This is a genomic window from Kocuria salsicia, assembly GCF_007681555.1.
GTDB classification, from domain to species: Bacteria; Actinomycetota; Actinomycetes; order Actinomycetales; family Micrococcaceae; genus Kocuria; species Kocuria salsicia.
In genome coordinates this window covers 790,021-801,591 of record NZ_VELE01000001.1, presented here as the reverse complement: position 1 = coordinate 801,591, position 11,571 = coordinate 790,021, and the positions used below count along the sequence as shown (strand labels likewise).

Sequence of the window (11,571 nt, the reverse complement as noted above, 5' to 3'; positions counted from 1 at the left end):
GCCACGATTCCCTCAGGCCGGACGGGTACCTCTGCACCTCAGACTCATGCCCGAGGCGACGGCTTCGGCCGCCTGGGCAGCCGCGGGGCACGGGGTGCGCGGACGGCGTCGAGCAGCAGGAGCACCACGGCCACCCACACGAGTCCGAAGCCGGCCCAGCGCTCCGGGGGCATCTCCTCGTGGAACAGGGCGACCGCCAGGATGAACTGGCCGATGGGGGCAACGTACTGGATCATCCCCACGGTGCTCAGGGGCAGCCGGGACGCCGCCGCACCGAAGAGCAGCAGGGGCACGGCGGTGATGATGCCCGCGGAGAGCAGCAGCAGGAAGTGGCCGGGGCCCTCAGAGGTCAGCGTGATCTGGCCGTTGGCGCCCAGCAGCGCGACGGCCACGAGGGCGAGCGGCGTGATGGCGGCGGTCTCCGCGGTGAGCGTCACCAGCGCCGGGTAGCGGGAACCGAGGCGGGACTTCACGAGCCCGTAGAAGCCAAAGGAGAACGCGAGCCCCAGGGACAGCCACGGGACGGCACCGTAGAACACGGCCATCACGAGCACCGCCAGGACCCCCACCACGATGGCCGCCCACTGCAGCGGCCGAAGCTTCTCGTGCAGCACCACCACGCCCAGCAGGATCGCGACGATGGGATTGATGAAGTACCCCAGGGACGCCTCAAGGGTGTGGCCCGTGGTGGTGGCCACCGTGTAGAGCAGCCAGTTGCCCGCGATCAGCACACCGGCCAGGGACAGGGCGGCCACGGCCTGCCCGTCCCGGAAGACCCGCACGAACTGCCGCAGCCCGCGCGTCACGGCGAGCAGCAGAAGACAGAACGCCAGGGAGAACAGCACCCGCAGGGCCACGATCTCGTACGGGGTGGCCGGGGCGAGCACCACGAAGTACAGGGGCAGCAGTCCCCAGATCGCGTAGGCCCCGAACCCGTAGCCCACACCGGCCCGGGTTCTGCGCTGGTGGTCGGGCTCGGGGCCGGGGCTGAGGGTGGAAGTCACCGACCGATCCTATCCGGGGGCGCCCACCGCACTGTTCACGAGGGGTCACGCGTGCACGGCGGCTGCGGCGCCACCAACGACGGAGCACCCGCCCCCACGGGGGACGGGTGCTCCGGTGACGCGTCTGTTCAGGCGCCGGTCACAGGTCGAAGAAGCGGCTGAGGAAGCCGCGCTTCTTCTTGCCCTTGCGCTCGGCCTGCTCGTTGGTCTCGACCTCTTCGCCGTCCACGACGGCCGGGGCGGAGAGGTCGTCGTCCGGTGCGCCCGGACCGGCCACGGTCTCGCGCTCCACGACCTCCTCGCGCTCCTCACGGGCGAAGCGGTCCTCGCGGACGCCACGCTCGCCACGGCCGAGCCGCTCCTCGGCGGCGCGGGTGCGGTCCCGCTCGGGAGCACGGGTGTCCTCGCGGACCACGGTCTCCTCCTCGACCACGACCTCGCGCTCCACGCGGTCCTCGTCGCGGGCAGTCCCGAAGCGCTCCGCCTCGACATCCTGCGACTCGGTGCGGTGCGACTCGACGCGCTCCGGGTCCTGGCTGGCGGGCTGGCCGGCGGCGAAGTCCGGGTCCGGGATCCGGGACATGGCCGTGGTGTCCGGGTGCGGGGACGCGGCCGGACCGGCCGTGGCGTGCTCGCCCTGGGGACCGGGCAGCACCCGGGTCTCCACACGGCCCGGCGCGGCCGGCTCGTGGGTGGGTTCCTGGTCGAAGGGCTGGTCCGCCTCGTGCAGCTGGCTGGCGGGCACGGCGACGTCGTCAGCGGGCTGCTCGGGCTCGGGCGCCTCGATCTCCTCGGGGGCGAGCTCGCTGGGCAGCGGCTGCTCCTCGGCGTCCTGCCCGGCTGCGGCAGAGGGGGCGGGGGTCGACGCCGCGGCGGCGGCTTCCGCGCGCTCCCGGCGCTTGCGCTCGGCGTCGGCCTCGCGCTGCTCCTGACCCAGCTGCTCGGCGCGGTGCTCGGCGGCACGGCGGTCCTCGAGCAGGGCCTCACGGTGGGTGGCGGCCTGGCGCTCGAGCTCGCGCAGCTCGTCCTCGCCCACGGAGGGCTCGGCGGGCTCCACGCCCGTGATCTGGTGGTCGTCGAACCAGAAGCGCTGGGCGCCGTCGTGCACGGTGACCACGCACGTGGCGTCCGTGTCCCACTCCACGTGGGCGCCGCGCAGCTTGGCGTAGCTGGCCACGGCGAGGTTGTGGTCCACGGCGGTGTCCGTGGTGAGGGACTCGCCGATGACCTGCATCATGCGCTGCTCGGTGAGGCGGGGGAGCTCGAACTCCGGGCCGTCCAGCAGCAGCCACGCGGTGATGTTGCCGCCGGCGCGCGCGGGGTAGTGGGCGTAGAGGCCCGTGACGGCCTTGGCGGCAAGTGTGAGCCGGCGCGCGAGACCCTCCTGCAGCGGGAGCTCGTCCGTGGTCAGCTCGCCCACCTCGTGGCGCTCGCCGGCCTGCTCGGCCTGCACCGCCGCGGAGACCACGCGGGGGTTGAAGTGGCCCAGCTCGCGCCACGACCACACGAAGGACCCGCGGGCCGCGGACTCCGTGCCCAGCAGGTACGGGGTCAGCGTGACGGGAGGCGTGGTCTGCAAGGTGAACGACGGCGCGGAGAAGTCCACGTCCCAATCCGCACCCTGGGACAGCTCGGCCAGCACTGCCTGGTACTCGGTGGAAATGAAGATCGACGCGTCGATCAGCTCCTGCAAGGTTTTTGTCATGGGTCCAGGCTAACAACTGGCCCGGACTCCCACAGCGCGGCGGTGCCCCGTTCGCTAGGCTGGGGGCGCGCGGCCCGGGACCTCCCGGGACTCCCCGCACCCTCGGACGACCTGACCCGGCGCGAGCGGGTCGAAGGGACACTGACACGAATGACCTCTGAGCCGCAGCCCGCATCCGGAGCCCCCACCACGGGCGAACGCGAACTCGTCGCCCGGGTGGGCGAGTGGGTGATGTCCGTCCTGCGCAGCGAACCGGGGTGGGACGCCATGCTCGTGGAGTTCAAGCCCCAGGGCGGGCGCGTGCACCTGCGCGTGATCGAGGACCGCGGCGGGGTGGCGACCCCCGGTGCGGCGGGTCCGATCAAGCAGGACAGCGCGGTGCTGGAGACCCTCGCGGAGCTGCAGCGCAGCTGCTACGTGCCGGGCCGCGGCAGCTGGTTCTCGGCGTCCGTGACGATCACCGCGAAGGGCTGGCCGGAACCGGAGCTGAGCACCACGGCGTCCTACCACTTCCACGACCTGCCGCACGTCTACGCGCAGGAGGGCCCGTACACGGCGCAGGACGTCCTCGCCCAGCTGGAGGCGTTCCCCCGCACCCGTGAGCGGACGCCGGAGTGGGCCGTGGAGCTGGCCGAGCAGGCCGGTGTGGAGCTGCCGTTCGCGGACTCGGCCGAGGACGCCTCCGGCGGGGACGTCCACCCCCGGCTGCGAGCCGCGGCAGAGGCCTACACCCGGGAGCCGGGGGAGCGGGCCATGGCCCGCGCCCTGCGCGAGGCACTGGTGGGAACCGTGCTGCTGGACGTCTCCGGCTCGGACCTGGTGCCGGGGGCGGACGGCCAGCCCGTGGGCCCGGAGTCCCACATCCGCGTGCAGACCGTGTCCCAGGGGGACGGCACGCGCGCCCTGGCCGTCTACACCTCCGCGGAGCAGGCCCGCGAGATGTTCTCCCGCAGCAACCGCAACGAGGAGCTCGCGGAGCCCGTGCTGCTGCGCCAGCGCGCGAGCGCCACCCTGGAGATGGTCGCCAAGGACCGGCAGTACGACGAGGTGGTGGTGGACCCGGCCTCCGAGCACGCCCTGCGGATCCCGCGCCAGCAGATCGAGTGGGTGGCGCGCTCCCCGCACAACGAGGCGCTGAAGCAGGCGCTGCTGGACAACAACATGTCCGGCGTCCTGGGTGCCCTCTTCAACCCCGGCGGGCACCTGCTGCTCGGCACGCGCGAGCAGGAGGAGAACGCGGTGCCGGTCATGGTGCAGCCCTCGCAGGAGGGTGCGGCCCCGGACACCCTGCTGGTGTTCACCTCCGCCGCCGAGGTGGCGGCCCTGGACCCGCAGCTCACCGTGCGCTCTGCCCCCACCCGCCAGATCCTCGACTTCGTCCTGGACTCGGACGCCGTCGCCATCTGCATCAATGCGATCGCCCCGGTCACCACGCTGCCCACCGCGCAGCTGCGGGAGATGCTCGAGCTGGTCACGCAGCACGAGCAGGACCTCGCCGAGTCCCAGGGCGAGCAGCCGGAGGGTTCCACGGACGACGTCGCTGCTCCCGGGGTCTGAGCCCGGGCTCACCCACCGCACCCCATCCCACCACCGCGCCGTCGCTGTTCCCGGTTCGCAGCCACGTGAAAGGCCCCGCCCCCTCCAGAGAGGGAACGGGGCCTCTGCCGTAGCCGGGTCAGCGGGCGCGCGGCCCGCTCACCGGCGCGGGATCAGATGCCGTAGGCGTCCGAACCTGCGTTGCGGGCCTCGGCCTCGCGGACGCGGCGGCCGAGATCGGCGTCGACCTTCTCCCAGTACTGGAAGGCGGCCTCCTTGATCGTCGGGTCCGTCACGTCACCGATGTGACCGGCGATGTTCTCGACCGTCTCGGCCTTCTCCTCGTCGCTGAAGACCTCGCGGTAGAGGGTGCCGGGCTGACCGAAGTCGTCGTCCTCGGAGTGCAGGGTCGCGGCGGCGCGCAGCAGGTCCCCGTCCGACTCCCAGCGCAGCTCGTCGGCCTTGACCGGACCGGAGCCGGCCACGGGCCCGCCCTGGGTGTTCGGGGCGTAGACGGGCTGGTTCGGGTGCTTGAACGTGTACCGCATGGGCCCGTCCTGCGAGTACGTGTTCATCTCCGAGCGGTACGGGAAGTTCACGGGCAGGTCCGCGAAGTTCGCGCCGATGCGGTGACGGTGCGTGTCCGGGTAGGAGAACACGCGGGTCATGAGCATCTTGTCCGGAGAGATCTCCACACCGGGCACGGTGTTGCTGGGGGAGAACGCCGCCTGCTCGATCTGCGCGAAGTAGTTCAGCGGGTTCTGGTTCAGCGTGAACTTGCCCACCTTGATGCGGGGGTAGTCCTTCTGGGAGATCGTCTTGGTGACGTCGAACGGGTTGAACCGGTACGTCTTGGCGTCCTCGTACGGCATGACCTGCACGTACATGGTCCAGGAGGGGAACTCGCCCTTCTCGATGGAGTCGTAGAGGTCGCGACGGTGCGCGTCCGCGTCCTTGCCCGCGATCTCCTCGGCCTCGGGCCCGGTCAGGCCCTCGACGCCCTGGTCGGAGATGAAGTGGTACTTGATCCAGAAGCGCTCGCCGGCCTCGTTGCTCCACTGGTAGGTGTGGGAGCCGTAGCCGTTCATGTGGCGGTAGGACTTCGGGATGCCGCGGGGGCCCATGAGGTAGGTGACCTGGTGGGCGGACTCGGGCGACTGGGTCCAGAAGTCCCACTGCATGGTGTTGTCACGCATGCCGGAACCGGGCAGGCGCTTCTGCGAGTGGATGAAGTCCGGGAACTTGATGCCGTCGCGCACGAAGAAGATCGGGGTGTTGTTGCCCACGATGTCCAGGTTGCCCTCGGTGGTGTAGAACTTCAGGGCGAAGCCGCGGGGGTCGCGCCAGGTGTCCGGGGAGCCCTGCTCACCGGCAACGGTGGAGAAGCGCGCCAGCATGGGGGTCTTGGTGCCCTTCTGGAACACCGCGGCCTTCGTGTACTGGGAGACGTCCTCGGTGATCTCGAGCTCGCCGAAGGCACCGGCGCCCTTGGCGTGCACCACGCGCTCGGGAACGCGCTCGCGGTCGAACGCCGCCAGCTTCTCCACGACGTAGGAGTCGTGCAGGACGATGGGCCCGTCCGGGCCCACGCTCAGCGAGTGCGCGTCGGCGTTCGTGGGGAGGGGCAGGCCCTCCTGGTTCGTGGTGAACGAGCCGGTCTTGCGCAGTCCGTGCTCGTGGGGAGTGGTGTCAGACATGGTTCCTCCTGGGTGATGGATGGGATCCGACGAAGGTGTGGACGGTACTACGGGGCCTCGGGGTCCTGCTGCGCGCCACTGTGCTGGCAGCTCGGGCAGATGCCCCTGAAGACCACCTCGGCGGACAGCAGCTGGAAGCCGTGGTCCTCCGAGGGTGTGAGACACGGAGCGTGTCCCACCGCGCACGGCACGTCCTGGATGACGCCGCAGGAGATGCAGTACGCGTGGTGGTGGTTGTCACCGGTGCGGATCTCGTACCGCGCCGGGGATCCGGGCGGTTCGAACTTCGACACCATGCCGATGGCCGCGAGGTCCGAGAGGACCACGTACACCGACTGGACGGAGATGGTGGGCAGGACCGCGCGGACCTGCTGCACCGTGTCCTCCGCGGTGGCGTGCGGCACGGCGTCCACGGCGTCCAGCACCGCGAGACGCTGCTTGGTGACCCTGCGCCCGTGCGAGCGCAGGTGCGAGGTCCACGCGTCCCGCGAGGGGTGCGTTTCGGCCGCAGCAGTGGTCTCCATGCGCCTCACTCTAATCTTATTCTGAGCCATTCACAATAGTTAGTGTGTCCTAAGTCGCAGGATTCCGCGGATTTCCGCGCCTTCCGGGGCCTCGGGGGGGTCGGCACGGCGGCGGGGACGACGACGTCGCCCGGCTTCGTGGAGGGGGCCCGGGGCCGTCCCTCCCGGCCCCGGACAGGCTCGGGCGGGCCCGTGAAAAAAAGTTTCCGGATCCCGCGTCACGTTTTCCCTCCCCGTCTGTCTACACAGTGAATCGCGTGCGGGCCGCACGGGATTCCGGACGGTCCGATCGCTCGGGGCCGACGAGCCGGTGCCACCTCACGTACGGGGACACATCGCGTGGCACACGGTGGGCGAGAGCGACTCTCGGCCAGGCGGGCTGCCCGGCCAGGGGGGAGAGAGCGGTGCTAGGAGACGGGGGTGGAGCCGGTGGGGGCCGGCTCCACCCCCGACCGTTCTCCCGGCCCCGCATGGAGCAAACGCACTGCCGCTTCCCCGCGAGTGCTGACACAATGGAGGCAACCAGCACCCCCCTTCTTCTGCCAGAGAGCCTCATGACACACAGCGCAGCCCCACGCCTCGCGCGTCCCGAGGGCCGGGACGAGCAGCCCGCCAGTGACGAACGGCTGCTCACCGCTGTGCGCAACGGGGACTCCGCGGCGTTCGCGGAACTCTACGAGCGCCACCGCGGAGCCGCGCTCGCCGTCGCCCGGATGCACTCCCGCACCGAGTCGGACGCCCAGGACCTCGTCTCGGAGGCGTTCACGCGTGTGCTCGGGCTGCTGCGCGAGGGCAAGGGCCCCCGGGAGTTCCTCCGTGCCTACCTCGTGACCGCCGTCTCGCGCCTGGCGGCGGACCGCGCCAACGAGCTCACCCGCACCCGCCCCGAGGACCCCCAGCCGAACGGGCCGCTGGACCGGGTGGAGCTCTTCGACGACACCGTGGTGCGCCAGGTGGACTCCGCCGTGGTGGCCCGGGCGTTCGCGTCCCTGCCCGAGCGCTGGCAGGAGATCCTGTGGTACCTCGAGGTCGAGGGGCGCAGGCCGCGCCAGGTGGCGGGCGTCGTCGGCGCCCAGCCCAACGCGGTCTCCGCGCTCGGCAAGCGGGCACGCGAGGGCCTGCGCGCCGCCTACGTGCAGGAGCACGTCTCCGCGCGGACGCTCGCGGAGTGCCGCGAGTTCTCCTCCCAGCTCGGCGCCTTCACCCGCGGTGCGCTCACCCCGCCGCGCACCAAGGCGGTCCAGGACCACCTGGACGGGTGCCGCCGCTGCACGGCGGAGTACCTGCAGCTGCAGGACCTGGGGCTCGGGCTGCGCGGCTGGATCCTCCCCGTGCTCGCCGGACTTCCCCTGTGGGGCGCCGAGGGCTCCCACCTGGCCACGGCACTCGCCGGCACGCCGCTGCTCGGCGCGGGTGCGGCGGCCGGAGCCGGGGTGGCGGCGGAGAGCGCCGCGGGCGCCTCGGTGTCCGAGGGAAGCACCGCCGTCGGCTCCTCTGGCGCAGGCGCCGCCTCCTCCGCCGGTGGGGTGGCCTCACTGGTGGGCTCCGGGGCCGGGCTCGCCGTCGCGGCCACGGCCGTCCTCGTCGCTGCCGCCGCGGCCGTGGGGATCGTGGCCGCGACCAACTCGGGCGGAGGGGACGCGGTCTCCGTGGCCGCCGAACCCACGCAGGGACTCGATGCCACCGCGGGTGACGGGGTGGCGCCCGGGGGTGGGCGGTCACCGGCCAGCGGGGACCGCCCGGCGGGCGCTGCGGAGGCCCAGGGTGCGGCCGGTGCAGACGCCGGTGACGACGACGCCGCGGCCGCGCAGCAGGCGGAGGGTGCCGGAACCGACCAGGACGCGGGAGCCGTGCAGGACGTCGACGACGCCGCACCGCAGCGTCCGGCGGCCGAGCCGTCCCTGCCGATCGTCATCAATCCCCCCGGTGCGGGCCTCTCGGAACTCCCCGGCACCACGCTGCTTCCCGATCCGCAGATCCCGTTGAATCCGCAGAACCCGCATCCGAGTGAGCCGGTGGGGGAGCCCTCCCCGGCGGTGTCGCCGGACCCCGTCCAGACCGGTGATCCGCTGCCGAGCGGCGAGTCGCAGGTCACGGTGGTTCCGAGCACCGATCCCAGGCCCGGGGAACCTAACCCGAGCCCCTCGCCCAGCGACTGCACCATCTCGCTGGTCCTCGGCGACATCGTCCTCTGCCTGCCGTTGTGATGGGCCGGGCGAACGGCGACGGGCGGCGCGGCGTCGTCGCCCTCGGGCCGCACCACGAACCCGCCACCGGGCACGGAAGCGCACACGAACCGACACGACCCACGGGCGCGAGCCCCGGAGGAGACCACTGATGCACCGGCACTACAACGGCGTGAAGACCGCACTACTGCTGGGCGGGATGTGGGCGGTGCTGCTCGGGATCGGCTGGGTCATCGCCGGCGCCACGCGCAGCTCATTCTTCATCATCCTGTTCGGGGTGATCGGCCTGGCCGGCACGGCCTACAGCTACTGGAACTCGGACAAGCTGGCGCTGGCATCCATGCGCGCGGTCCCCGTGAGCCCGCAACAGGCGCCCGCCATGTACCGGATCGTGCACGAGCTCTCGCAGGCGGCCGGGCAGCCCATGCCGCGGCTCTACATCGCCCCGACCATGAGCCCCAACGCGTTCGCCACAGGACGCAACCCGGAGCACGCGGCGGTGTGCTGCACCGAGGGGATCCTGCAGATGCTCGACGAGCGCGAGCTGCGCGCCGTGCTGGGCCACGAGCTGATGCACGTCTACAACAGGGACATCCTCACCTCGTCAGTGGCGGCAGCCGTGGCCGGGCTGATCACCTCCGCTGCGCAGATGCTACAGTTCGCGGCCCTGTTCGGCGGGCGCGGCAACGACAACCGCGGCGGCGGCAACATGCTGGTGGGTCTGCTCATGGCGTTCCTGGCACCGCTGGCCGCCTCGGTCATCCAGCTGGCCATCTCCCGCACACGCGAGTACGACGCGGACGAGGACGGCTCCAAGCTCACCGGGGACCCGCTGGCCCTGGCCTCGGCACTGCGCAAGATCGAGGGCGGGGCGAACCAGAGGCCCATGGACCCGCAGGACCAGAGGCTCGTGAACACCTCCCACCTGATGATCGCCAACCCGTTCCGCGGCGGGGCGGTCTCCGGACTGTTCCGCACCCACCCGAGCACCGACGACCGCGTGGCGCGGCTGGAGAACATGGCGCGCTCCGGCGGCTTCTACGGCAACCGCTGACATGAGGGGACGGACGCCCCCGCCCGGGCTGGGTGGCGGCGTCCGTCCCGTTCTACTCGTCCACGAGCGGCACCGGAAGCATTCCGGCGGCCGGGATCAGCGGTAGTTCACGAACTGCAGGTCGACCTCCAGGTCCGAGCCCTTGAGCAGCGAGATGATCTCCTGCAGGTCGTCGCGAGACTTCGAGGAGACGCGCAGCTCGTCGCCCTGGATGGTGGCCTTCACACCCTTGGGACCCTCGTCCCGGATCAGCTTGGTGATCTTCTTGGCCTGGTCCTGGGCGATGCCCTCCTTGACGGTGGACTCGATGCGGTACTCCTTGCCGGAGGCGTAGGGCTCACCGGAGTCCAGGGACTTCAGCGAGATGCCACGCTTGACTAGCTTGGACTGGAAGACGTCCAGCACGGCCTCGGCTCGCTCCTGCGAGTTGGCTTTGATGAGGATCTTCTCCCCGGAGAAGTCGATGTCCGCGCCCACGCCGCGGAAGTCGTAGCGCTGGGAGACCTCCTTCTGCGCCTGGTTCAGGGCGTTGGAGACCTCCTGCTTGTCGACCTTGCTGACCACGTCGAACGATGATTCCGATGCCACTGTCCACTCCTTGGTTGCTGGGGTGCCGTCCCCGGAACACGGGCACCGCGTGCTCACGCGCTCCAGAACTCCTTGACGCGGTCCGCGAGCTGTTCCGCCTGTGCGAGACCGGCTTCGAACGAGGGTATCCGACGCGCAGGATCCAGGGGATTCCTGCCGAACGCCGCGCGGCTGGCGCCGTCTGCGGTGATGTGGAACGCGTCGCCGGTCTCCTCGATCAGCAGCAGCGACTCGTCCAGGGTGGGTCCGAAGGGGCTCGTGCGCGGTTCGGGGTTGCACGAGATCACCAGCACCTTGTCGTGTCCGGCCGCGAGGTCCGCGTTGGTTGCGGAGCGCATCCCACCGTCCATGTAGGCGTGGCCGTCGATGTGCACCAGGGGGAACACCGTGGGAACCGTGCAGCTTGCCGCCACGGCCTTTTCCAGGAGCACGCTGCTGCGGGCATTGAAGACGGTGAAGGCGCCGTCCGCGCTGTCCACGGCGGTGAGTGCAAGCTCGCCCGTCGGCCAGTCGCGCGGCAGCGTGTGACCGATGCGCGCGAGCCACGCCTCCTCGGTCATGACCGCGGTCGATGCCGTCGCCCGCGCCCCGAGCCGCGCGCGGGCATCCTGCGGACCCGTGGCGCTCTCGGCAGCCGTTCCCATCAGCTGCACGAACTTCTCAGCGTCGAACGGCGGTGCGGCCGGTGAGGAGACGGGTCCCTGCGCGTCCGCGCTGGCCTGGGGAGACTCCGTGCGCGGGAAATGCGTGGTGAGGGCGTTGGCGCGCAGCTGCACCGCCACGACAGACCCCGCAGACGTACCCACTACGAGGTCCGCGGCCCCGAGGTCCACCCCAGAATCCAGGAGACCCGCGAGGAGACCGCTCTCCCAGGCGATACCTGCCGTTCCGCCACCGCCGAGCACAACAGCGCGGGTGGTTGATGTGCTGTTCTGCATGGTGTTTTCCTCCTGGCGACGATTTTGGGGCCCAAAGGCTCACCGTGTACTGTTGAGGTGCTTCGTCGCACACAGTACGTGTGCGTTGGATGCCTCGGCAGGTTACCCGAGCGGCCAAAGGGGGCTGACTGTAAATCAGCTGGCAACGCCTACGGGGGTTCGAATCCCTCACCTGCCACCGCCGCCGGCGTGCGTGACACCGGCAAGAGTGAAGGAGCCTTCCCGGACCGAGAGGGTCGGGAAGGCTCCTTTCGTGTAACCGGGTCCAGCCCCAGGGACCGTGACAACGCGGCGTCGCCCGGGGTTGCACGCACCGGCATCTCGGCGGGTGCGCACCCG

Annotated in this window: 9 protein-coding genes and 1 tRNA gene; 4 read left to right on the top strand and 6 right to left on the bottom strand. The window is 71.1% G+C overall.

The window, feature by feature from the left end:
* Positions 1 to 44 precede the first annotated feature (44 nt).
* The gene (rarD, locus tag FS770_RS03645; RefSeq protein WP_145009926.1) at positions 45 to 1,004 is read right to left on the bottom strand and encodes an EamA family transporter RarD; all 960 of its coding nucleotides are present in this window, start codon (positions 1,002 to 1,004) and stop codon (positions 45 to 47) included.
* 139 nt (positions 1,005 to 1,143) lie between these two features.
* Positions 1,144 to 2,709 carry a DUF6882 domain-containing protein gene (locus tag FS770_RS03640; RefSeq protein WP_145009923.1) on the bottom strand — a complete coding sequence of 522 codons (1,566 nt, stop codon included), beginning with the start codon at positions 2,707 to 2,709 and terminating at the stop codon, positions 1,144 to 1,146.
* Positions 2,710 to 2,859: 150 nt separating this feature from the next.
* Between FS770_RS03640 and FS770_RS03635 the strand changes: the two genes are divergently transcribed.
* The gene (locus FS770_RS03635) at positions 2,860 to 4,266 is read left to right on the top strand and encodes an SseB family protein (protein ID WP_145009920.1); all 1,407 of its coding nucleotides are present in this window, start codon (positions 2,860 to 2,862) and stop codon (positions 4,264 to 4,266) included.
* Positions 4,267 to 4,418: 152 nt separating this feature from the next.
* On the opposite strand, the gene FS770_RS03630 is transcribed toward FS770_RS03635, so the two are convergent.
* Together FS770_RS03630 and FS770_RS03625 are read right to left on the bottom strand one after the other, a co-directional pair.
* Complete coding sequence (locus FS770_RS03630) at positions 4,419 to 5,942, bottom strand: catalase (RefSeq protein ID WP_058956007.1); 1,524 nt, start codon at positions 5,940 to 5,942, stop codon at positions 4,419 to 4,421.
* A 47-nt stretch (positions 5,943 to 5,989) separates the two neighbouring features.
* On the bottom strand, positions 5,990 to 6,466 hold the full coding sequence (locus FS770_RS03625; protein ID WP_055083244.1) for a Fur family transcriptional regulator: 477 nt from the start codon (positions 6,464 to 6,466) through the stop codon (positions 5,990 to 5,992).
* Positions 6,467 to 7,020: 554 nt separating this feature from the next.
* Here FS770_RS03625 and FS770_RS03620 point away from each other — a divergent pair.
* Complete coding sequence (locus FS770_RS03620) at positions 7,021 to 8,673, top strand: sigma-70 family RNA polymerase sigma factor (RefSeq protein WP_186366674.1); 1,653 nt, start codon at positions 7,021 to 7,023, stop codon at positions 8,671 to 8,673.
* 130 nt (positions 8,674 to 8,803) lie between these two features.
* A complete protein-coding gene (gene htpX / locus FS770_RS03615; protein ID WP_145009914.1) occupies positions 8,804 to 9,706 on the top strand; it encodes a zinc metalloprotease HtpX in 903 nt (300 codons plus the stop codon).
* A gap of 96 nt (positions 9,707 to 9,802) precedes the next feature.
* On the opposite strand, the gene FS770_RS03610 is transcribed toward htpX, so the two are convergent.
* Complete coding sequence (locus tag FS770_RS03610) at positions 9,803 to 10,294, bottom strand: YajQ family cyclic di-GMP-binding protein (RefSeq protein WP_126874629.1); 492 nt, start codon at positions 10,292 to 10,294, stop codon at positions 9,803 to 9,805.
* A 53-nt stretch (positions 10,295 to 10,347) separates the two neighbouring features.
* The gene (locus FS770_RS03605) at positions 10,348 to 11,232 is read right to left on the bottom strand and encodes a patatin-like phospholipase family protein (RefSeq protein WP_144941705.1); all 885 of its coding nucleotides are present in this window, start codon (positions 11,230 to 11,232) and stop codon (positions 10,348 to 10,350) included.
* Positions 11,233 to 11,328: 96 nt separating this feature from the next.
* Between FS770_RS03605 and FS770_RS03600 the strand changes: the two genes are divergently transcribed.
* A tRNA-Tyr gene (locus FS770_RS03600) sits at positions 11,329 to 11,410 on the top strand.
* The last annotated feature ends 161 nt before the right edge of the window (positions 11,411 to 11,571 follow it).

Excerpts from the sequence above, each read along its gene's own strand:
- FS770_RS03640 (WP_145009923.1), bottom strand. The coding sequence starts at position 2,709 with ATGACAAAAACCTTGCAGGAGCTGATCGACGCGTCGATCTTCATTTCC.
- FS770_RS03635 (WP_145009920.1), top strand. The coding sequence starts at position 2,860 with ATGACCTCTGAGCCGCAGCCCGCATCCGGAGCCCCCACCACGGGCGAA.
- FS770_RS03630 (WP_058956007.1), bottom strand. The coding sequence starts at position 5,942 with ATGTCTGACACCACTCCCCACGAGCACGGACTGCGCAAGACCGGCTCG.
- FS770_RS03625 (WP_055083244.1), bottom strand. The coding sequence starts at position 6,466 with ATGGAGACCACTGCTGCGGCCGAAACGCACCCCTCGCGGGACGCGTGG.
- FS770_RS03620 (WP_186366674.1), top strand. The coding sequence starts at position 7,021 with ATGACACACAGCGCAGCCCCACGCCTCGCGCGTCCCGAGGGCCGGGAC.
- htpX (WP_145009914.1), top strand. The coding sequence starts at position 8,804 with ATGCACCGGCACTACAACGGCGTGAAGACCGCACTACTGCTGGGCGGG.
- FS770_RS03605 (WP_144941705.1), bottom strand. The coding sequence starts at position 11,232 with ATGCAGAACAGCACATCAACCACCCGCGCTGTTGTGCTCGGCGGTGGC.